The sequence below is a fragment of the Achromobacter deleyi genome, assembly GCF_902859705.1.
GTDB lineage: Bacteria > Pseudomonadota > Gammaproteobacteria > Burkholderiales > Burkholderiaceae_B > Achromobacter > Achromobacter deleyi.
In genome coordinates this window covers 322,706-342,701 of the sequence record NZ_CADIJO010000001.1, presented here as the reverse complement: position 1 = coordinate 342,701, position 19,996 = coordinate 322,706, and the positions used below count along the sequence as shown (strand labels likewise).

General features: G+C 65.3%; 22 protein-coding genes. 3 read left to right on the top strand and 19 right to left on the bottom strand.

Annotation, left to right across the window (positions count from 1 at the left end; genetic code table 11):
- Positions 1–3: 3 nt before the first annotated feature.
- The 17 genes from recO to HV798_RS01405 form a co-directional block, all read right to left on the bottom strand.
- Positions 4–591 carry a DNA repair protein RecO gene (gene recO, locus HV798_RS01485; RefSeq protein WP_025137141.1) on the bottom strand — a complete coding sequence of 196 codons (588 nt, stop codon included), beginning with the start codon at positions 589–591 and terminating at the stop codon, positions 4–6.
- Positions 584–1,474, bottom strand: coding sequence for a GTPase Era (era, locus tag HV798_RS01480; protein WP_025137140.1), 891 nt, complete (start codon positions 1,472–1,474; stop codon positions 584–586). Before era ends, recO begins: the two co-directional genes overlap by 8 nt.
- Complete coding sequence (gene rnc, locus HV798_RS01475) at positions 1,471–2,232, bottom strand: ribonuclease III (RefSeq protein ID WP_029953720.1); 762 nt, start codon at positions 2,230–2,232, stop codon at positions 1,471–1,473. The genes era and rnc overlap by 4 nt, the downstream gene beginning before the upstream one ends.
- A gap of 2 nt (positions 2,233–2,234) precedes the next feature.
- On the bottom strand, positions 2,235–3,122 hold the full coding sequence (lepB, locus tag HV798_RS01470; RefSeq protein WP_175191032.1) for a signal peptidase I: 888 nt from the start codon (positions 3,120–3,122) through the stop codon (positions 2,235–2,237).
- Positions 3,123–3,145: 23 nt separating this feature from the next.
- Entirely contained in the window at positions 3,146–4,939 is a 1,794-nt protein-coding gene (gene lepA, locus HV798_RS01465) for a translation elongation factor 4 (protein ID WP_175191031.1), read from the bottom strand.
- Positions 4,940–5,150: 211 nt separating this feature from the next.
- Positions 5,151–6,644 (bottom strand): DegQ family serine endoprotease, encoded by a 1,494-nt coding sequence (locus HV798_RS01460; RefSeq protein WP_175191030.1) that lies wholly within the window; start codon positions 6,642–6,644, stop codon positions 5,151–5,153.
- Between the two features lie 37 nt (positions 6,645–6,681).
- Positions 6,682–7,758 (bottom strand): MucB/RseB C-terminal domain-containing protein, encoded by a 1,077-nt coding sequence (locus HV798_RS01455; protein WP_025137135.1) that lies wholly within the window; start codon positions 7,756–7,758, stop codon positions 6,682–6,684.
- Complete coding sequence (locus tag HV798_RS01450; RefSeq protein WP_025137134.1) at positions 7,758–8,264, bottom strand: sigma-E factor negative regulatory protein; 507 nt, start codon at positions 8,262–8,264, stop codon at positions 7,758–7,760. The genes HV798_RS01455 and HV798_RS01450 overlap by 1 nt, the downstream gene beginning before the upstream one ends.
- Positions 8,265–8,276: 12 nt before the next feature.
- Complete coding sequence (gene rpoE, locus HV798_RS01445; RefSeq protein ID WP_006223829.1) at positions 8,277–8,876, bottom strand: RNA polymerase sigma factor RpoE; 600 nt, start codon at positions 8,874–8,876, stop codon at positions 8,277–8,279.
- A 492-nt stretch (positions 8,877–9,368) separates the two neighbouring features.
- Positions 9,369–10,598: a beta-ketoacyl-ACP synthase II gene (fabF, locus tag HV798_RS01440; protein ID WP_175191029.1), complete on the bottom strand. Its 1,230-nt coding sequence runs from the start codon at positions 10,596–10,598 to the stop codon at positions 9,369–9,371.
- A gap of 189 nt (positions 10,599–10,787) precedes the next feature.
- Positions 10,788–11,027 carry an acyl carrier protein gene (gene acpP / locus HV798_RS01435; protein WP_005012191.1) on the bottom strand — a complete coding sequence of 80 codons (240 nt, stop codon included), beginning with the start codon at positions 11,025–11,027 and terminating at the stop codon, positions 10,788–10,790.
- Between the two features lie 213 nt (positions 11,028–11,240).
- Positions 11,241–11,993 (bottom strand): 3-oxoacyl-ACP reductase FabG, encoded by a 753-nt coding sequence (gene fabG / locus HV798_RS01430; RefSeq protein WP_175191028.1) that lies wholly within the window; start codon positions 11,991–11,993, stop codon positions 11,241–11,243.
- A gap of 4 nt (positions 11,994–11,997) precedes the next feature.
- On the bottom strand, positions 11,998–12,933 hold the full coding sequence (fabD, locus tag HV798_RS01425) for an ACP S-malonyltransferase (protein ID WP_175191027.1): 936 nt from the start codon (positions 12,931–12,933) through the stop codon (positions 11,998–12,000).
- A gap of 92 nt (positions 12,934–13,025) precedes the next feature.
- Positions 13,026–14,012, bottom strand: a complete 987-nt coding sequence (locus HV798_RS01420; RefSeq protein ID WP_175191026.1) for a beta-ketoacyl-ACP synthase III — start codon at positions 14,010–14,012, stop codon at positions 13,026–13,028.
- Positions 14,012–15,079, bottom strand: coding sequence for a phosphate acyltransferase PlsX (gene plsX, locus HV798_RS01415; protein ID WP_025137128.1), 1,068 nt, complete (start codon positions 15,077–15,079; stop codon positions 14,012–14,014). Before plsX ends, HV798_RS01420 begins: the two co-directional genes overlap by 1 nt.
- Positions 15,080–15,138: 59 nt before the next feature.
- Positions 15,139–15,321: a 50S ribosomal protein L32 gene (gene rpmF, locus HV798_RS01410; protein ID WP_025137127.1), complete on the bottom strand. Its 183-nt coding sequence runs from the start codon at positions 15,319–15,321 to the stop codon at positions 15,139–15,141.
- A 52-nt stretch (positions 15,322–15,373) separates the two neighbouring features.
- Positions 15,374–15,976, bottom strand: a complete 603-nt coding sequence (locus tag HV798_RS01405) for a YceD family protein (RefSeq protein WP_175191120.1) — start codon at positions 15,974–15,976, stop codon at positions 15,374–15,376.
- A gap of 171 nt (positions 15,977–16,147) precedes the next feature.
- Between HV798_RS01405 and HV798_RS01400 the strand changes: the two genes are divergently transcribed.
- Genes HV798_RS01400 through HV798_RS01390 form a run of 3 tightly spaced genes read left to right on the top strand, consistent with a single transcriptional unit; the run spans position 16,148 to position 18,244 of the window.
- Positions 16,148–16,750, top strand: a complete 603-nt coding sequence (locus HV798_RS01400; RefSeq protein WP_175191025.1) for a Maf-like protein — start codon at positions 16,148–16,150, stop codon at positions 16,748–16,750.
- On the top strand, positions 16,747–17,457 hold the full coding sequence (locus HV798_RS01395; protein WP_175191024.1) for an SAM-dependent methyltransferase: 711 nt from the start codon (positions 16,747–16,749) through the stop codon (positions 17,455–17,457). Before HV798_RS01400 ends, HV798_RS01395 begins: the two co-directional genes overlap by 4 nt.
- Before the next feature lies 1 nt (position 17,458).
- The gene (locus tag HV798_RS01390; RefSeq protein WP_175191023.1) at positions 17,459–18,244 is read left to right on the top strand and encodes an N-acetylmuramoyl-L-alanine amidase; all 786 of its coding nucleotides are present in this window, start codon (positions 17,459–17,461) and stop codon (positions 18,242–18,244) included.
- 11 nt (positions 18,245–18,255) lie between these two features.
- On the opposite strand, the gene msrQ is transcribed toward HV798_RS01390, so the two are convergent.
- Both msrQ and msrP read right to left on the bottom strand, forming a co-directional pair.
- On the bottom strand, positions 18,256–18,897 hold the full coding sequence (gene msrQ, locus HV798_RS01385) for a protein-methionine-sulfoxide reductase heme-binding subunit MsrQ (RefSeq protein ID WP_175191022.1): 642 nt from the start codon (positions 18,895–18,897) through the stop codon (positions 18,256–18,258).
- Between the two features lie 8 nt (positions 18,898–18,905).
- Positions 18,906–19,868, bottom strand: coding sequence for a protein-methionine-sulfoxide reductase catalytic subunit MsrP (msrP, locus tag HV798_RS01380; protein WP_175191021.1), 963 nt, complete (start codon positions 19,866–19,868; stop codon positions 18,906–18,908).
- Between the last annotated feature and the right edge of the window lie 128 nt (positions 19,869–19,996).

Below are 19,996 nucleotides of genomic sequence, written 5' to 3'. Positions count from 1 at the left end.
GGCTCAGATGCGCTGCAGGTCCATCAGCACCCGGCGCGTGGCCAGGGGCCGGCCGGCCAGGTTCTCGGCCAGGCGCTCGCGCAGGTCGCGGCGCAAGGCCGGCTCGATGACCGGGTCGTCGAAATCGGGCTCGGCTTCGTCCACGCCATAGCCGGTTTCGCGCAGCAGCGTCCATTCGAAGCGGCGCAAGGCGCCGGCGGCGCGGGTGCCGCCAGAGAGCTGCTGCAATGCCATATCGTAGGCATCGAACAGCAAGGGATGGGCGTCTTCGCGAGGCAACAGCCGCAGCAGCAGCTCGTTCATGTACCAGGCCGACATCAGCGCGGTACCGCTCAGGGCGCGCACGCCCATGATTTCGGCGCGCGTCAGCGTCTTGACTTCGCCGTTGCCGGTCCAGGACAGCAGCAAGGGCTGAAAGGCCGACAACACGGGGCGCAGGACGGAATACGGGCGCTTGGCGCCCTTGGCGACCATGGCCACACAGCCGTGGTCGCGCGAGAAGGTCTGAACAATGAGGGAAGTCTCACGCCACGCAGTGGCGTGCAGCATGTATCCCGGGCGATCCTGGACGCGTGGCGCCCGTTTACTCATAGCCCAGATCGCGCAGCGCACTCTCGCGGTCGGACCAGCCCTTGCGCACCTTGATGTAGATCTCAAGGTGCACCGGCTTGTCCAGCAGCTTGGCGATGTCCTGCCGCGCCTCGGAAGCGATGCGTTTCATGTGCATGCCGCCGGTGCCCAGCAGAATGGGCTTGTGGCTGTCACGCTCCACGACGACGCAGGCGGCAATGCGCGCGCCCTTGTCGGTTTCTTCCCATTGCTCGATGACGACCGTACAGCCATAGGGCAGTTCGTCGCCCACCAGGCGGAAGATCTTCTCGCGCACCAGCTCGGCCGCGATGAAGCGCATCGGGCGGTCGGTCAGGGTGTCTTCTTCGAACATCGCCTCGCCTTCCGGCAGGCGCGCCGCGATTTCCTGCAGCAGCTGATCCAGCTGCTGGTTCTTGGTAGCGCTGACCGGCACCACGGCGCCGAACGGGTGCAGCGCCATGATCTTGGAGACAAAGGCGAACAGCTCGTCGCGGTTCTTCAGGGCGTCGATCTTGCTGACGACCAGGATGGTGCGCTCGGGCGACGGCAACAGCGGCAGCAGCTTGGCGTCGCCCTCGGACCATTTACCGGCCTCGACCACGTGCACCACCACATCGACGTCGGCCAGGGCCTGCGTCACGACGCGGTTCATCATGCGGTTCATCGCGCCGCCATGGCGCGTCTGGAACCCCGGCGTATCGACGAACACGAACTGCTCGTGCTCGCGCGTCAGCACGCCATGAATGCGGTGACGCGTCGTCTGCGCCTTGCGCGACACGATGGAAATCTTGGAACCGATCAGGGCATTCGTCAGCGTGGACTTGCCCACATTGGGGCGGCCGACGATGGCCACGAAGCCGGTACGAAAAGGGGTATCGCTCATTTAGTCTCTTGGGACACTGCCACGGGCAGCGACAATTGCGCGGTTTTGCGCGCCTTGCCCGACTTGCGGGCAGCCTTGGTCGCCGGGCTGACGGCCAGCGCGGCTTCCAGGGCCAGCTTGGCCGCCGATTGCTCGGCGGCGCGGCGGCTGGCGCCAGGCGCCGTCACTTTGATTTCGAGCGCCGGAATGGCGCACTCGACTTCAAACTGCTGGCTGTGGGCCGCGCCATGCGTGGCCACCACGGTATACACGGGCAGGGCCAGCTTGCGGCCCTGCAGAAATTCCTGCAGCAAGGTCTTGGCGTCCTTGCCCAGGGTCTTGGGGTCGACCGAGGCCAGCACCGGCTGGTACTGGCGCACGATCACGCGGCGGGCGGCGTCAAAGCCGGCATCCAGGAACACGGCGCCGAACAGCGCCTCGACCGTGTCCGCCAGGATCGACGGACGGCGGAAACCGCCGCTTTTCAATTCACCTTCGCCCAGGCGCAGGTATTGCGACAGTTCCAGGCGCTGGGCGATATCGGCCAGCGAGGCCTGCTTGACCAGGTTGGCCCGCAGGCGCGACAGGTCGCCCTCGTCGATTTTCGAATAACGCTCGAACAGCATCGCCGCGACGACGAAGTTCAGCACGGAATCCCCAAGGAATTCCAGCCGCTCGTTGTGGCGCGCACCGTGGCTACGATGCGTCAGTGCCTGTTCAAGCAATGCTGGATCACCGAAGTGGTGATCCAGCCGGTTTTCTAGCGTGGCTAGCGACATAATCAGTTGAACCGGCCGATCCGGCTGAGATCGCTGAAATTCATCCAGATGAAGAAGGCCTTCCCGACGATATTGGCTTCAGGTACGAAACCCCAGTATCGACTGTCGGCGCTGTTATCCCGATTATCGCCCATGGCGAAGTATTGCCCCTCGGGTACTTTGCAGCGTACCCCATCGCGGGAATATTGGCAGTTCCCCAGGGACGGAAATTGGTACTGTGGACGATATTCCTGCGGCCTGTTCTCATCGAGCAGGATATTGTGACTAACTTCGCCCAATTTCTCTTTATATTGCGCAATATACGAGACACGATCGGGTTCGAAGTAGTCGCCGTCGCGCACATGCGTCACCAATTGGCCGTTCACGTACAGCTTTTTGTCCAGGTAGGCCACTTCGTCGCCCGGCAGGCCGACCACGCGCTTGATGTAGTCGACGTCCGGATCCACGGGGTAGCGGAACACGAACACGTCGCCGCGCTGCGGCTTGCCAATATCGACGACCTTCTTGTCGATGACGGGCAGGCGCAGGCCATAGCTGAACTTGTTCACCAGGATCAGGTCGCCCGATTGCAGCGTGGGCAGCATCGAACCCGACGGAATGCGGAACGGCTCGACCACGAACGAACGCAGCACGAACACGAACAGGATCACCGGGAAAAAGCTGACCGCGTATTCGATCCACCACGGCACGCGGCGGGCCTTGTCGCCGGCCTCGCGCCGCTGGCGTTCGGCCTCCTGTGCGTCGCCGCCGGCCAGGGCCGCATCGTACTGCGCCATGGCTTCCTGGGCCCGGCGTTCGCGGCCGCGCCGCAATACGGCCAGATCGAGTCCCCAGATGATGCCGGTCAGCACCAGCAGAACAAACAGGATCAGGGCAAAGTTCCAACTCATCAGCTAACCGCCTTCTTGGGTTCTTATTTGTCGTCCACTTGCAAGATGGCCAGGAATGCTTCCTGGGGAATTTCCACCGTGCCGACCTGCTTCATGCGCTTCTTGCCGGCCTTCTGCTTTTCCAGCAGTTTCTTCTTGCGCGAGATGTCGCCGCCGTAGCACTTGGCCAGCACGTTCTTGCGCAGCGCCTTGACGTTTTCGCGGGCAATGATTTCGGCGCCGATGGCGGCCTGGATCACGACGTCGAACATCTGGCGCGGAATCAAGCCGCGCATGCGCGTCACGACATCGCGGGCGCGATGGCGGGCGTTGCTGCGGTGAACGATCACGGCCAGCGCGTCGACGCGGTCGTTGTTGATCAGCAGGTCCACGCGCACCACGTCGGCCGAGCGATATTCCAGGAACTCGTAGTCCATCGAGGCATAGCCGCGCGACACCGACTTGAGCTTGTCAAAGAAGTCCAGCACGATTTCGGCCAGCGGGATCTCGTACACCAGGTGCACTTGACGCCCGTGGTAGCTCATGTTGATCTGTGAGCCGCGCTTGTTGTTGCACAACGTCATGACCGGGCCGACGTAGTCCTGCGGCATGAACAGCGTGACCTTCACGATCGGTTCGCGAATGTCCTGGATCTTGCCCACTTCCGGCATGCGCGACGGGCTTTCGACCGTGATCACGGTGCCATCGCGCTGCTCGACTTCGTACACCACCGACGGCGCGGTGGTGATGATGTCCATGTCGAATTCACGCTCCAGGCGTTCCTGCACGATTTCCATGTGCAGAAGGCCCAGGAAGCCGCAGCGAAAGCCGAAGCCCAGCGCCTGCGACACTTCGGGTTCGAACATCAGCGCGGCATCGTTCAGCTTGAGCTTGTCGAGCGAATCGCGCAGTTGGTCGTATTCGGAGCTTTCAACCGGGTACAGGCCGGCGAACACCTGCGGCTTCACTTCCTTGAAACCGGGCAAGGCCGCGGCAGCCGGCTTGTTGGCCAGCGTGACGGTATCGCCGACCTTGGCGTCTTCGAGCTGCTTGATGCCGGCGATGATGAAGCCCACCTCGCCCGCCGACAGATGCGGGCGTTGCTGCGACTTCGGCGTGAACACGCCGGTCTGCTCGCACAGGTGGGTGGCACCCGAGGCCATCAGCAGGATCTTGTCCTTGGGCTTGAGCACGCCGTTGACGATGCGAACCAGCATCACCACACCCACGTAGTTGTCGAACCACGAGTCGATGATCAGGGCCTGCAACGGCGCTTCGGGGTCACCCTTGGGCTGCGGCACGCGCGCCACGATGGTTTCCAGGATTTCGTCGATACCCATGCCGGTCTTGGCGCTGGCCAGCACGGCTTGCGAGGCGTCGATGCCGATCACGTCCTCGACTTCCTGGCGGGCGCCTTCGGGGTCGGCCTGCGGCAGGTCCATCTTGTTCAGGACCGGCAGCACTTCCACGCCCAGCTCGATGGCGGTGTAGCAGTTGGCCACGGTCTGGGCCTCGACGCCCTGCGAGGCATCCACCACCAGCAGCGCACCTTCGCAGGCCGACAGCGAGCGGCTGACTTCATACGAGAAGTCGACGTGCCCCGGGGTGTCGATCAGGTTCAGGTTGTAGATCTTGCCGTCCTGCGCCTTGTAGTGCAGGGCCGCGGTCTGGGCCTTGATGGTAATGCCGCGCTCACGCTCGATCTCCATGGAGTCGAGCACCTGCGCCGACATTTCGCGATCCGCCAATCCGCCGCAGCGCTGGATCAGGCGATCGGCCAGGGTCGATTTGCCGTGATCGATGTGGGCAATGATGGAGAAGTTGCGAATATGCTGCATGCTTGAATTTAAAAGGGACGGAACACTCGGCAAACTGCCGGAAGACGCCGCCACCAGGGTAGGCACGGCTGACGGGGGTTATAGGCAAACGCCTCGGGCACCAGGCCCGGCCGCCCTGCCGGGCCGCGATCCGCGGCGTTTCCGGGCAAAAACGAGGGGGCGCCAGGCGCCCCCTCTTGCGGCAACCAGCCATTTTAGCCGGTCTTGGGCCTTATTTGCTTGCGGGTACCGCCACCCACTGTGTCTGCTCGCCGCGACGCACCAGCAAGCCCGCCGCGCGGCCCTTGTCCAGCTTGCCCACCAGCTCGGCGAACTGCTTGGCGCCGGTGACGTCGGTGTCGTTCAGAGCCAACACAATGTCGCCTTCCTGCAGGCCCGCCTTGGCGGCAGCGCCTTCGGCGACCTTGACCTGCACGCCGCCCTTGATGCGCAGCTTTTTCTGCACGTCGGCGGGCACGTCCACCACGCCCAGGCCCAGCGCGTTGGTGATTTCAGGCGCAGGCGTCGCGGGCTTCTTGCCCGCAGCGGCCTTCTCGGCGGGAATCTCGCCCACCTTGACCGACAGCGTCATCTTCTTGCCCTTGCGCCACACTTCCATGTCGGCGCGCGTGCCGGGCTTGGTTTCGCCGACGATGCGGGGCAGATCGGACCAACGCTTGATCGGTTCCTTGTTGAACGACAGGATCACGTCGCCCGGCTGCACGCCCGCCTGTTCGGCCGGACCGTCGACCTCGACGCTGCTGACCAGGGCGCCTTCGGCCTTGGGCAGGCCGATGGCCTCGGCCACGTCCTTGCCGACTTCGCCGATCTGCACGCCCACGCGGCCGCGCGTGACCTTGCCGGTCGCGCGCAACTGATCCACCACGCGCATCGCTTCGTCGATGGGAATGGCCAGCGAAATGCCCATGAAGCCGCCGCTGCGCGAAATGATCTGGGAATTGATGCCCACGACCTCGCCCGCCAGGTTGATCAGCGGACCGCCCGAGTTGCCGGGGTTCACCGCCACGTCCGTCTGGATGAACGGCAGGTATTCGCCGGTGTCGCGGCCGATGGCGCTGACGATGCCCGACGTGACCGTGGAATCCAGACCGAACGGCGAACCGATGGCCAGCACCCATTGGCCCTTCTTGAGCTTCTTGGGGTCGCCGATGACCAGCGGGGTCATGTCCTTGGCTTCGATCTTGATCAGCGCGACGTCGGTGCGCTCGTCGGTGCCGATGACCTTGGCCTTGAACTCGCGGCCGTCGGTCAGGGTGACGTAGATGTCGGTTGCATCGCTGACCACGTGATTGTTGGTCATGATGTAGCCGTCATCGGAAATGAAGAAGCCCGAACCCACGCCGCGCGGCACAGTGCGTTCTTCCGGCTGAGGCTGCTGCGGACGCTGACGCTGACCGGGGGCCTGCTGGCCCGGCGGCTGGAAGTCGGGGCCGAAGAACCAGCGGAACAGTTCGGCCGGATCGTTGCCGCCGGGGCCCACGCCGCGGATCGGCACGGTGGCGGTGGTGCGGATGTTCACGACCGCCGGGTCGGCCTTTTCGATGATGCTGGTGAAGTCAGGCAGTACCACCGTCGGGGTGGGCGTATCGGCCGCGGGGGTCTGCGCCTGCGAGACGGGCGCAAAAGCGGCCGACATCATGAGCCCCGCCGTCGCGGCCGCCAGAAAGCGCCGCAGGCTGGGGTTCGACACCATCAATGCTTTCATAGATTGCTCCGAATTTACTTCTTGCCGCAGAGGCTGCTCACTTGGAGCCAGCCGCCGGAGCGTTCGCCACGGGTACGTATTCAGTCGCTTCCGCCAGCTGTTCCAGCGTCGCCACGGGCACCTCGCCCACGGCGGTGAGCCAGTAATCGGCGATACGGGTGCCGTATACGGTAATCGAACCACGTTGGGCCGCGCCAGGGGGCGGATGATGCCCGCGCTGGCTGTCATAGGGTTCGATGAACACCGAGATCGCCGCCAAGCCATCGGACAGCACCATCTGGTTGACCGTGGCCCCGCGCCCCATCGAGCGCGACACCTGCATCACCACGCTGAACCCCTTGGGTGCCGGAATGCGCCATCCCAGCGCGCCCAGGTCGACCGGTTTCATGGCGGGTTCCAGCACCTTCCAGTCGCGCGTGTTCCAGCGCGACGTCAGCGACTGCGGATCGACCTCGGCGCCCAGACGCAGCGACGTGAACGACACCTGCTCGACCACGCCGCGGGCGGCGTTGAGCGTCTGGGCCTTCAGCAGCAGGTTGGTCTCGACGTCGGCGCACAGGCGATAGCCATAGCGCAACTTGTCCAGCGGTTCGATAGTGATCAGACGGCATTCGCGCCCGGCGACCCGGTGCAGGGCCGATTCGGTGCGGATCTTGTAGTGCTCGGTCAGGTTGGCCGGATCGCCCAGCAGCAGGCCGGGAAAGCGGTCGCCGCGGCGACGCTCGATCAGGACCGTCTTGCGCTCGGGGATCAGGCACTGCACATCTTCGTTGTGACGCAGGTACTCGCGCGGCTGGCCGTCCAGGATCTCGAGCCGTTCGCGTTCGCCAGTACCGTCCAGCACGTGCACCAGGCGCGACGACTGGATCATCTCGCCCTGCTGATACATGAACACGCCCGCGTAGTCCTGCTTGCGCGCCGCCTGCTGGATGCGCGACAGCAGTTGGACCACGTCATCGCCCTGCTGGGCGGGCGCGGTATCGGCGGCGCGCGCCGGTTCGTGCGCGGCCAGGAATGCGGTCAGGAGCGTAGCGGCAAACCAGCCGGCGCGGTGGGCCTGCCACGAGGCGGCCCGGCCCAGCACCGGCCAGCGATTCGGAAGCACCAAGGCCATCAGCGTCCCGCTCCGACATCGAACGACACCTGGCGGACCGCGCTGGGGCCGGCCATTTGGCGATGGGCCTCCAGGTAGTCGCTCAGGCCCGAAGTGTCGGTGCCGCTCAGGCTGGCGTCGGCCAGCACGCGCGTCTCGGTGCCGGGGGAGCCGCCCGCCAGGTACGGCTGGGCCACCCAGGCGACGGTCGCGACCGCAGCCGCCACGGCCAGGCCGGACAGGCCCATGCGCAGCGGCGAACGGCGCCGGGGCGCCGCCACGATCGGCAGCTCGGCGTCCAGCGCGCGCGACAGGCGGGCGTGAAAGCCCGCGCTGGGCGTCAGCGCCAGGTCGGTGTTGCGCAGGGCATCACCAATAAGATGATAGGTGTCCCAGGTCTGCCGCCCTTCACGGGTCAGCAGGCCGGGGAGAATATCGTCGGTTTCCTCTCCGTCCATCCAGGCGGAAAGTGATTCCTCCCAGGCGGCCTCGGAAGAAACGACGGACTTGGCTGCTGTTGTCTGCATGACTGCCACTCCTTACCAGCGACGCTCGGCATCGGTGCCAAGCAATGGGCGCAACTTGGTCGCGATGGCTTCACGCGCACGAAAAATGCGGGAACGCACCGTACCAATGGGGCAGTCCATGCTCTGGGCGATGTCTTCGTAACTCATACCTTCGATTTCACGCAGGACGATCGCGGTGCGCAATTCCTCGGGCAATTCCTCGATGGCCGCGTTCACCGTCTCGGCGATCTCGCGGCTGGCCACCATGGATTCCGGCGTGCTTATATCGGTTAGGTTGTCGGTTTCGTTAAAAGTTTCACCGTCTTCCGTTTCTATCGCATTGGGCGCGCTCGGCCGCCGGCCCTGCGAGGCGAGCCAATTGCGGGCCGTATTGATGGCAATGCGATACAACCAGGTGTAGAACGCGCTCTCGCCCCGAAACTGAGGCAGGGCCCGATAGGCCTTGATGAACGCTTCCTGGGCCACGTCCTCGATTTCGGACGGGTCCCGGATCATCCGGGCCAGCAGGCGAAGAATCTTGCGCTGGTACTTCAGCACCAGCAGATCGAAGGCCTTCTTGTCGCCCCGCTGGACGCGGGCGACAAGCTCGGCGTCGACTTCGCGCTCGCTCATGAGGCCTCCCGCAGGCGGACCGCCGGGGACAAGCGCCGCGCCGCACCCGCCAGGAGGCACAAACGCCGCCAGGCCTGGGGTCGCAACGTCTGCTGCCAGACGGTGAAAGTTACATTGTTGTTGTTAAAGGCCATACTCCCGGAGGGCAAGGGCTGCAGGGTGAGCGTAAGCCATGCCGGCCCGCGATGCTGGTGCACCAGCGCCGCGTCCTGCCAGCCGCCCGGCAGGCGCACCTGCCAACGGCCGGATCCGGCCGCCGTACGCAACGCCGATACCGGGGACAGGCCACTACCGTCCGAGTGTAACAGCCCCGCCGCCAGCCCCAGTGTCACCAGGGCGGCGACAGCCAGCCAGGCGGGGCCAAGCCAGGCGCCGGCAGTCAGGAGGCTGGCCGCGGCAGCGGCCAGCCCCAAGGCCAAAAGCGCCGCAACGCCGCGCGGCCGCAAGACAGGCACGCGAAACGTCCAGCGCCCCTGGCCCGGGTCTTCCAAATCAGACCCGGCGAACGGCCATCGAGCCGTTGGTGCCGCCGAAGCCGAACGAGTTGGACAGACCCACGTCGATCTTCATCTGCCGCGCCTCGTTGGCGCAGTAATCCAGATCGCATTCCGGATCTTGATTGAAGATGTTGATCGTCGGGGGCGAGACCTGGTTGTAGACCGCCAGGGTCGTGAACACAGCCTCGATGCCGCCGGCCGCGCCCAGCAGGTGGCCAGTCATGGACTTGGTCGAGTTCACCACCAGCTTCTTGGCGTGATCGCCGAAAGCAAGCTTCAGCGCGTCGGTCTCGTTCTTGTCGCCCAGGGGCGTGGACGTGCCGTGCGCGTTGACGTACTGGATGTCGTCCACGTTCAGGCCGCCGTTGCGCAGCGCGTTGATGACGCCGCGACGCGGGCCGTCCTTGTCGGGGGCCGTGATGTGGTGGGCGTCGGAGCTCATGCCGTAGCCGGCGAACTCACCATAGATGCGCGCGCCGCGCTTCTTGGCGTGTTCGTATTCTTCCAGCACCAGCACGCCGGCGCCTTCGCCCAGCACGAAGCCGTCGCGGTCGCGGTCCCAGGGACGCGAAGCCGTTTGAGGGTCATCGTTGCGGGTCGACAGCGCGCGCATGGCGGCAAAACCGCCGATACCCAGCGGCGACACGGTCGACTCGGCGCCGCCTGCCACCATGACGTCGGCATCGCCGTACTCGATCAGTCGGGCCGCATCGCCGATGCAATGCAGGCCCGTGGTGCAGGCCGACACGACGGCGTAGCTGGGGCCCTTCATGCCATAGGCAATGGACAGGTGACCGGAGATCAGGTTGATCAGCGAACCCGGCACGAAGAACGGCGAAATGCGCCGCGGACCCTTGGCCATGTACTCGACCTGGGTTTCTTCGATGCGCGGCAGGCCGCCGATGCCCGAACCGACGATCACGCCGATGCGCTCGGCATTGGCTTCGGTGACTTCCAGGCCGCTGTCGCGCCACGCCTGCATCCCGGCAGCCAGGCCGTAATGGATGAAGGTATCCATCTGGCGGGCTTCTTTGGCCGAGATATAGGTGCTGATGTCGAAGTCTTTGACTTCGCCAGCGATGTGCGTGGTGATGGCCGAGGGATCGAAACGGGTGATGCGGCTGATGCCAGAACGTCCGTTGACGATATTGTCCCAAGCGGTGGTCAGGTCGTTGCCAACGGGCGAAACGATACCAAGGCCAGTGATGACGACTCGTCGCTTCACGGATGACTCCTCAAACAGACAAAAGAAAGGCGGTTTTCGGGATGCGCTGCACGTGCGGAACACGCAAAAGCGGGTCGGGCTTTAACCCCCGTCCCGCGCGTGGACCACACGGCAAATTCCTGAAACCGCCCCGATTCCCGGTTGGCCCCGAAATCGGATTTCGGGCAACCAGAAGGATATAGGCTGAGCTTACTGCTTACCGTTCGAATTGATGTAATCAATCGCTTGTTGCACGGTCGTGATCTTTTCGGCCTCTTCGTCGGGGATCTCGGTCTCGAATTCGTCTTCGAGCGCCATGACCAGTTCGACCATGTCGAGCGAATCGGCACCGAGGTCGTCAAGGAAGGAGGATTCGTTCTTGATCTCGGCTTCGTTCACGCCAAGTTGTTCAGCGACGATCTTCTTGACGCGCTGTTCGATGCTTTCCATGCAGATCTCCAAATGGGAAAAATCCCGCGAATTATAGCCAAGCGCAGAGTACTGCAAACGCCAGGCCGTGACAAAAATAACACCGCGCACTTCGAACTGTCGCCCCGAGGGCGCAGCAATACCGGTGTGCGGCGTTTCCGGTTGAACCGCGCGTTGCCCCGCCAGTTGCCCGACGATGGCGCGGCGGCCTGGGCCGCCCGCGCGCTTCGTGACTTATTGCATGTACATCCCGCCGTTGACGTGCAGGGTGGTGCCGGTAATGTAACCCGCCTGCGGCCCGGACAAAAAGGCCACCGCATGGGCGATGTCCGTGGGCGACCCCAGACGGCCCAGCGGAATCTGCTGCAGCAGCGCGGCGGTCTGGCTTTCGCCCAGGGCGCGCGTCATGTCGGTATCGATGAAGCCGGGGGCCACGCAATTGACGGTGATGTTGCGGCTGCCCAGTTCGCGCGCCAGGGCGCGCGACATGCCGGCGACGCCGGCCTTGGCGGCCGCGTAGTTGGCCTGGCCGGGGTTGCCGCTGGAGCCCACCACCGACGTGACGTTGATGATGCGTCCCCAACGGGCCTTCATCATGTTGCGCAGCACGGCGCGCGACAGGCGGAACACCGAGGCCAGATTGGTATCGATGACGGCCGACCAGTCGTCGTCTTTCATGCGCATTGCCAGCGTATCGCGGGTGATGCCTGCATTATTGACGAGGATGTGGGGGCCACCGCCCTCTTTGCCCAAGGCGTCGATCAGGGCGTCGCACGCTTCGGCGTTGGTCACGTCCAGCACCACGCCACGGCCGCCGAACGGCGCCAGGGCTTCGGTGATGGCGGCCGCGCCGGACTCGGACGTGGCCGTGCCGACGACGGTTGCGCCGCGCGCAGCCAGCTCCTGGGCAATGGCGCGGCCAATGCCGCGCGTCGCGCCCGTGACCAGGGCGATCTTGCCCTGCAGTTCGATCGAGGTGTTTTCCATGCTCTTAATTTCCGTTAACCGCGGCCAACGCGGCTTCCAGCGAAGCCGGATCCGTGATGGCCAGACCGGTAAGCTCGGGATCGATGCGCTTGGTCAGGCCGGCCAGCACCTTGCCGGGACCGCATTCGATGATGTGGGTCACGCCCTGGGCCTTCATGGCGCGCAGCGTTTCCACCCAGCGCACAGGATGCCATGCCTGGCGTACCAGCGCATCCCGGATTGCCCCGGGCTCGACCGGCGACGCGACATCGACGTTATTGATGACAGGCACCTGGGGCGCAGACACCGCCACGCCGGCCAATGCGCCGGCCAGCACATCGGCGGCGGGCTTGAGCAGGCTGGAGTGGAACGGCGCGGACACCGGCAAGAGCAGCGCACGCTTGGCGCCCGCTGCCTTGGCCAGTTCGCAGGCGCGTTCGACGGCGGCCTTGTGGCCCGCGATCACGACTTGCGCCGGGGCGTTGAAATTGACGGCTTCGACCACTTCGCCCTGCGCGGCGGAGGCACAAGCGGCGCGCACGGCATCGTCGTCCAGGCCCAGGATGGCAGCCATGGCGCCGGTGCCGACCGGCACGGCGGCCTGCATCGCATCGGCGCGCACGCGCACCAGGCGCACGGCATCTTCAAGGGCCAGCGAACCGGCGGCCGTCAGCGCGGCGTATTCGCCCAGGCTGTGGCCGGCCACGACGTCGGGCATGCGGCCGCCCGCTGCGCGCCAGGCCGCGAAGAACGCGACGCTGGCCGTCAGCATGGCCGGCTGGGTATTGGTGGTCAGGTTGAGCTGCTCAGCGGGGCCCTGCGCGATCAACGCGCCCAGGTCCTGGCCAAGCGCCTGCGAGGCGCGCGCCACGACGTCGGTCGCCGCGGCGACATCGGACCAGGCGTCCAGCATGCCGACCGACTGGGAACCCTGGCCAGGAAAGACAAAAGCGATTTTCATGTTCGACCGTATGGATTGATTCAGAGTCTGTGGGAATGTCGGGCGCGTCATCCAGGCGGGCGCGGCTGACCGCGCCCGGACCGGACTCGCCCTTACATGCGGGCCAGTACGGAACCCCAGGTGAATCCGCCGCCTACGCCTTGCATCAGGATGAGCTGGCCCGGCTTGACGCGGCCATCGCGGCGCGCGGCGTCCAGGGCCAACGGCACGCTGGCCGCGGAGGTATTGGCGTGGCTGTCGACGGTGATGACAACCTTTTCGACCGGCACCGCAAGCTTGCGTGCCAGGAAATTCAGGATGCGGACGTTGGCCTGGTGCGGGATCAGCCAATCGACGTCGGCCACCTCGATACCGGCTTCGGCGCAGGTGTCGCGGGCCGAACGGTCCAGCACCGTGACGGCCTGCTTGAACACGGCCTGGCCATCCATGCGCAGGAACGGGTCGCCCGTGACATCGCCATAGGCGACGTTGCCGGCGGCGCTGAGGATCTTCATCTGGCTGCCGTCGGCATGCAACTGCGCGGCCAGGATGCCGGGCTTGTCGGAGGCCTTGAGCACGACAGCGCCCGCGCCATCGCCGAACAGCACGCAGGTGCTGCGGTCGTTCCAGTCAAGGATGCGCGAGAACACTTCGGCGCCGATCACCAGCGCGCAACGCGCACGGCCGGCGCGGATGAAGCTGTCGGCGGTGGTCAGGGCGTAGACGAAACCGCTGCACACGGCCTGTACGTCGAAGGCCGCGGACCCCTTGGCGCCCAGGTTGGCCTGCACCAGGCAGGCCGTGCTGGGGAATACGAAATCGGGCGTGGACGTGGCCAGCACGATCAGGTCGACTTCAGAGGCATCGACGCCAGCATCGGCCAGCGCGCGGCGCGAGGCCTCGGTGGCCAGCTGGCTGGTGGTGACGCCGCGTTCGGCCAAATGGCGCTGGCGGATGCCCGTACGCTCGACGATCCACTCGTCGGACGTGGCGATGTCACGCGTCGCCAGCTCCGCTGCCAGGGCGTCATTCGAAACCACGCGTTCCGGCAGGAAGCTGCCGGTGCCCGCGATCACGGAATATTTCATTGCGGTATCCATCAAGCGGTGTCCCCAGCCACGCCCGGCTCAAGCGCGGAAGCGCCCGAACCCGACTGCACGCGCTGGTTGATCTGTGCGACCGTCTGAGCGGTGCGCTCAAGCAGTTTACTCACCACGGCTTCGCGCGCCCGTTGCAGCGCAAAGCCGAAAGCGTAGGCGTCGGCCGAACCGTGGCTCTTGATGACCACGCCGCGCAGGCCCAGCAGCGCCGCGCCGTTGTAGCGGCGGTTGTCGACGCGGTTGCGCAGGCGGTTGAGCACCGGCTTGGCCAGCGCGCCGACCAGCAGCGTGATCAGATTGCGTTTGAACTCTTCGCGAATGACGCTGGACAACATCTTGGCCAGGCCTTCGACGGACTTGAGCACGACGTTGCCGACGAAACCGTCGCAGACGACGACGTCGACCGTGCCCTTGAAAATGTCATTGCCTTCCACGTTGCCGTAGAAATTCAGGGGACTGGCGCGCAGAAGCTCGGCGGCTTCCTTGACGACCTCGTTGCCCTTGATGACTTCTTCGCCGATGTTGAGCAAGCCCACGGTGGGGTTCTCGCGATGGTCGACCGCCTGCGACAGCGCGGCGCCCATGATGGCGAATTGCAGAAGGTGCTCGGCCGAGCAGTCCACATTCGCACCCAGGTCCAGCACCGTGGTGGCGCGGCCCGTCTGGTTCGGAATGGACGTGGCGATCGCGGGGCGGTCGATACCGTCCAGCGTCTTGAGCACGTAGCGTGAAATGGCCATCCAGGCGCCGGTATTGCCCGCGGAAACGCAGGCGTCGGCCCGCCCGTCCTTGACGGACTGGGCAGCCAGGCGCATGGAGGAGTCTTTTTTGCGGCGCAGGGCGACCTCGACCGGGTCGTCCATGGTGACGACTTCGGAAGCCGCCACGATTTCAAGGCGATCGCGCGCCACGCCGCGGTGCTCGGAGAGCGCCGCTTCGATAGCGTCGGGAAGCCCGACCAGCAATAGCCGGGTATCCGGAAATTGCCGGGCGAACTCGATCGCAGCCGGAATCGTGACGGGCAGACCGAAGTCTCCGCCCATACAGTCTATGGCGATGCGTATCACGGGTGCCAGGTATCAGCGCTCAGCCGAAATGGTCCGAGTACGAGTTCGGCCCGGGGGCCTTATTCGTCGGCCTTGGTCTTCAGGACCTTGCGGCCACGGTAGAAGCCGTTGGGGCTGATGTGGTGACGCAGATGGGTCTCGCCCGTGTTGGGTTCGATAGCCGTCGACGGATTCACCAGAAAATCGTGCGAGCGGTGCATACCGCGCTTGGACGGGGACTTCTTGTTTTGTTGAACAGCCATGATGACTCCTAGAAACGGGGCGCATTGTACGCGATGCGGCCCGATGTTGATCTCAATCTTTGTGCTTCAGTTGTTCCAGCACCGCAAACGGCGACGGACGCTTGACAACGGGCTCTTGGGAAGCTTCGTTGTCTTTGGCCTGCGCGCCCGGGCATACATCATGCTTGGGCACATACGGAACGCTCAGAATGAGCTCATCTTCGATCTGGGCCAGCAGATCGAAATGATGCGAACCCACCACCTTTTCAGGCTGGTTGGACACAAAACCTTTACCTTCCACTTCATCGTCTTCGTCGTCCTCGTCGTCGAGGCCGGCGGCGTGATCGCCCCCGGCAATGCCGTCGTCGAGATCGTCTTCAGACTTGACCAGCTGCAGCAGGACTTCGCTGTCGACCGGGTAGGCGAACGGCGCATTGCACCGCTGGCACACCACGACCGGATTCGCCTGCACACGGATGCGCAAGAGCGGCTGGCCTAACACCAGCCCCGTCTTGCCCATCTCGCCGCGCGCGGACCACGTCACGAGCCCGGCATCGCCCAGCGGTTGTTCGGGTAGTCCGTCAACCGCGCGCGTCAACCGCACAAGAGGTATGGTGCCTTGCGCTTCCCTGCCCTGGTGGGCGAATGCGAATGCGTCGATGGGCTTGATGATCAGTCCTTTCGCACAGTGTCCTGTGCATTCGCGGGCATGCTCGCAGGCAAAGCGTACTTTTCAGCACCCGAGGGTTTTTCACCATCCAGTACTTTTCAGCTCTGCTATTGCACTGCAAAAATGCCGCAAAACGTTAGATAATACTGTGACTTACGTATCAGCGTCAAATACCGCATGCCCCAACAACCTAGCCTGATCCTCGCTTCCAGCTCGCGCTATCGCAAAGAGCTGCTTACCCGCCTGCGGCTGCCGTTTACCGCCATTTCGCCCGATGTGGACGAAACGCCACACCCGGGCGAAACGCCCGAGGCGCTGGCCCTGCGCCTGTCGGTCGCCAAGGCCATGGCGGTGGCGGCTACGCATCCGGGCAGCATCGTGATCGGGTCGGATCAGGTGGCCACGGTGGACGGCCAGCCGATCGGCAAGCCGGGGGATTTTCCGCGCGCCCAGGCCCAATTACGCGCACTTTCGGGGCAAATCGTGGAATTTCACAGCGCCCTGGCCGTCACGGACGGCCAGCGGGTGGAAAAAGCCGACATTGTGACGCGGTGCCGTTTCCGGCAGCTGTCCGATCGCGCCATCGATGCCTACCTGCGCGCCGAGGAACCCTACGATACCGCAGGCAGCGCCAAGGCGGAAAGCCTGGGCATCGCCCTGATGGAAAGCATCCAGAGCGATGACCCCACCGCCATCATCGGCCTGCCCCTGATCGCCCTGACCCGCATGCTGGCCCAGTTCGGCCTGGACCCGCTGGACGCACCCGGAGCGCCCGCATGAGCGGTTCGCTGCACCTGATCCCCGTCGGCCTGGGCGAGGCTGCCCCTGAAAGCTGGCTGCCCGCCGACGCGCGCGCCCTGGCGGGCCAGCTGGATACCTACATCGCCGAGAACGCCAAGACGGCGCGCGCTTTCCTCAAGCAGATCGGGACCACCCGGCCGCTGCAGGAAATCACCATCCATACCCTGACGGACAAGACCGACGCAGCCCAGATCAAGGCCTGGCTGGAACCCGTGCGCCAGGGTGCCGATATCGGCCTCGTGTCCGAAGCCGGCTGCCCCGCCGTGGCAGACCCGGGCGCCAAGGTGGTCGATGCCGCTCACCGGCTGGGCGTGACCGTCAAGCCCTGGGTCGGCCCGTCGTCCATCCTGCTGGGTCTGATGGCCAGTGGACTGGATGGCCAGCGCTTCGCGTTCCATGGCTACGCCCCGGTGGACGCCGCCGAGCGCGCCAAGCAGCTCAAGGCCTGGGAACAGCATTCCGCCAAGCACAACCAGACCCAGCTGCTGATCGAAACGCCTTACCGCAACGCCGCCATGTTCGCGACGCTTCTGGCCAGCCTGAAGGGCGATACCAAGCTGTGCATCGCCCGTGCACTGACCACCGCCGACGAATGGATTGCCACCCACACGATCGCCGATTGGAAAAAGCAGCCCGCCCCGCAGCTGGACAAGATGCCCACCCTGTTCCTGTATCTGGCGCGCTGACATGATCCGCTTCATTGCCGTTTTCCTGGCCGCCGCGGCCCTGGCAGGCTGCGCCCATCGCGGCCCCGCCGGCCTGGACCTGGACACCTCCGTCACCTCGGTCAGCCAGAGCAGCCGGGTGCGCTTCGTGGTGCTGCACTACACCTCGGCCGACGACGCCCTGTCCATGCGGCTGCTGTCGCAAGGCCAGGTCAGCGCCCACTACCTGATCAACACGTCCGGGCGCACCTACCGGCTGGTCGACGAGACCCGCGCGGCCTGGCATGCCGGCGAAAGCGCGTGGTATGGCCTGAACGCCATGAACAGCACGTCCGTCGGCATCGAAATCGTCAACCCGGGCTGGACCGACGGCAACGATGGCAAGCCGCAATGGCATGCGTACGGCGACAAGCAGATCCGCGCCCTGACCCTCCTGCTGCGCGACGTGATCCAGCGAAATGGCATCCTGCCCCAGAACGTGGTGGGCCATAGCGACATCGCACCGCAACGCAAGGTCGACCCCGGCCCGCTGTTCCCCTGGAAGCAACTGGCCGCGGCCGGCATTGGGCGCTGGTACGACGAAGCGGGCGCCGCATCGCACCTGGCGCGGCTGCAGGCCCAAGGCACGCCCGACGTCGCCTGGTTCCAGCAGCAATTGCAACGGTTGGGCTACACCTGCCCGCAGAACGGCACGCTGGACCGCGCCACGATCAACGTGCTGGCCGCTTTCCAGATGCACTACCGCCCTGCCTTGCACGACGGCCAGCCGGATGCCGAGACCGCGGCGATCATGCTGGCGATGCTGTAGCGCCGCCTGGCCTAGACCCGGCGGCGGCGCCACCACGCCGCCAGCCGCCAACCCAGCAGCAGCGCCAGCACACCGGCGTACAGCGCGGGCTGGGCCAGGTCGTTCTTGCCGGCCTTGTGCCACCAGTAGTGCAGCACCGCCAGGCAGCCGATGAGATAGACGGCGCGGTGCAGTTGCTGCCAGCGCTTGCCCAGCCGCCGCATGGCCCACTGGGTCGAGGTGGCCGCCAGCGCCGTCAACAGCACGAAGGCGGCGAAACCCACGGTGATGAACGGCCGCTCGCCGATGTCCTGCAGCATGGCGGCCGGATCGAAGCCGCGATCCCACCAGACCCAGGCCATGAAGTGCATGGCTCCGTAGAAAAACGCGAACAGTCCGCACATGCGGCGCAGGCGCACCAGGGCCGGCTGGCCGGTCAACCTGCGCAAGGGCGTGATCGCCAGCGTGACAAGCAGGCAGACCAGCGTCCAGGTGCCCGACGAGCGGGTCAGGAATTCCACCGGATTGGCGGTCAGGCCGTTGTTCAATCCCAGCCAGATCCAGCGGGCGAACGGCGTCAGCCCCAACAGGAACAGAAACGGCTTGAACCGGCCGACGGCCCGGGCCGACCACTGCGGCTTGCGCATGGCAGCCGCGCTGCTCGCTTCGGTCATGGGCGGGATCAGTAGTTGGCCTTCAGGTCCATGCCCTGGTAGAGCGAGGCCACCTGCTCGGCATAGCCGTTGAACATCAAGGTCTTGCGCTTGGGCGAGAACAGGCCGTCTTCGCCGATGCGACGTTCGGTCGCCTGGCTCCAGCGAGGATGCGGCACGGTCGGATTCACGTTGGCATAGAAGCCGTATTCCTGCGGCGCAGCCTTGATCCACGACGACACCGGCTGCTTTTCCACCAGGCGGATCTTGACCAGGGACTTGCCCGACTTGAAGCCGTATTTCCAGGGCACCGCCAGACGCACGGGCGCGCCGTTCTGGTTGGGCAGCAACTTGCCATAGACGCCGAACACCAGCATCGCCAGCGGGTTCATGGCCTCGTCGATGCGCAGCCCTTCCACATAGGGCCAATCCAGGATCGCGGCGCGTACGCCCGGCATGTTCTCGCGCTGCACGGCCGTCACGAATTCGACGTACTTGGCGTTGCCCGTGGGTTCGACCTGCTTGAGCAGCGCCGACAGCGAATAGCCGACCCAGGGGATCACCATGGACCAGCCCTCGACACAGCGCAGGCGATACACACGCTCTTCCATGGGCGCCAGCTTGAGCAGTTCTTCGATGCCGAAGGTGCGCGGCTTGCCGACTTCTCCCTCGACGCTGACGGTCCAGGGCCGGGTCTGCAGCTTGCCCGCATTGGCGGCAGGCTCGCCCTTGTCGACGCCGAATTCGTAGTAGTTGTTGTACGACGTCACATCCGCCAGCGACGTCTGCTTGTCCATGACGCTGAATGCGGCATTGGGCTGGCCGGGCAACGCGCCGGCATCCTGCGCGAACGCGCTGCGGGTTGCCCACCCAGGCAGGCCCAGCCCCGCCGCGGCCACGCCTGCGCGCAGGATCAGCTCGCGGCGCGAGCGCCACACCGTCTCGGGGGTGATGTCAGACGGAAGGATGTCATCGGGCTTGCGTATCAGCATCGGGGTCTCCTGGGGGCCGGCACGGACCGTTGCCGTCCCGTGCGCAAACCATGGACGTTGCGCGGCCCCATGATATTCCGCCGGCGCTGCCGGCGGGCATCACGGATAGACCCCGACCCGGCACGGGC

Excerpts from the sequence above, each read along its gene's own strand:
- recO (WP_025137141.1), bottom strand. The coding sequence starts at position 591 with ATGAGTAAACGGGCGCCACGCGTCCAGGATCGCCCGGGATACATGCTG.
- era (WP_025137140.1), bottom strand. The coding sequence starts at position 1,474 with ATGAGCGATACCCCTTTTCGTACCGGCTTCGTGGCCATCGTCGGCCGC.
- rnc (WP_029953720.1), bottom strand. The coding sequence starts at position 2,232 with ATGTCGCTAGCCACGCTAGAAAACCGGCTGGATCACCACTTCGGTGAT.
- lepB (WP_175191032.1), bottom strand. The coding sequence starts at position 3,122 with ATGAGTTGGAACTTTGCCCTGATCCTGTTTGTTCTGCTGGTGCTGACC.
- lepA (WP_175191031.1), bottom strand. The coding sequence starts at position 4,939 with ATGCAGCATATTCGCAACTTCTCCATCATTGCCCACATCGATCACGGC.
- HV798_RS01460 (WP_175191030.1), bottom strand. The coding sequence starts at position 6,644 with ATGAAAGCATTGATGGTGTCGAACCCCAGCCTGCGGCGCTTTCTGGCG.
- HV798_RS01455 (WP_025137135.1), bottom strand. The coding sequence starts at position 7,758 with ATGGCCTTGGTGCTTCCGAATCGCTGGCCGGTGCTGGGCCGGGCCGCC.
- HV798_RS01450 (WP_025137134.1), bottom strand. The coding sequence starts at position 8,264 with ATGCAGACAACAGCAGCCAAGTCCGTCGTTTCTTCCGAGGCCGCCTGG.
- rpoE (WP_006223829.1), bottom strand. The coding sequence starts at position 8,876 with ATGAGCGAGCGCGAAGTCGACGCCGAGCTTGTCGCCCGCGTCCAGCGG.
- acpP (WP_005012191.1), bottom strand. The coding sequence starts at position 11,027 with ATGGAAAGCATCGAACAGCGCGTCAAGAAGATCGTCGCTGAACAACTT.
- fabG (WP_175191028.1), bottom strand. The coding sequence starts at position 11,993 with ATGGAAAACACCTCGATCGAACTGCAGGGCAAGATCGCCCTGGTCACG.
- fabD (WP_175191027.1), bottom strand. The coding sequence starts at position 12,933 with ATGAAAATCGCTTTTGTCTTTCCTGGCCAGGGTTCCCAGTCGGTCGGC.
- HV798_RS01420 (WP_175191026.1), bottom strand. The coding sequence starts at position 14,012 with ATGGATACCGCAATGAAATATTCCGTGATCGCGGGCACCGGCAGCTTC.
- rpmF (WP_025137127.1), bottom strand. The coding sequence starts at position 15,321 with ATGGCTGTTCAACAAAACAAGAAGTCCCCGTCCAAGCGCGGTATGCAC.
- HV798_RS01400 (WP_175191025.1), top strand. The coding sequence starts at position 16,148 with ATGCCCCAACAACCTAGCCTGATCCTCGCTTCCAGCTCGCGCTATCGC.
- HV798_RS01395 (WP_175191024.1), top strand. The coding sequence starts at position 16,747 with ATGAGCGGTTCGCTGCACCTGATCCCCGTCGGCCTGGGCGAGGCTGCC.
- HV798_RS01390 (WP_175191023.1), top strand. The coding sequence starts at position 17,459 with ATGATCCGCTTCATTGCCGTTTTCCTGGCCGCCGCGGCCCTGGCAGGC.
- msrQ (WP_175191022.1), bottom strand. The coding sequence starts at position 18,897 with ATGACCGAAGCGAGCAGCGCGGCTGCCATGCGCAAGCCGCAGTGGTCG.
- msrP (WP_175191021.1), bottom strand. The coding sequence starts at position 19,868 with ATGCTGATACGCAAGCCCGATGACATCCTTCCGTCTGACATCACCCCC.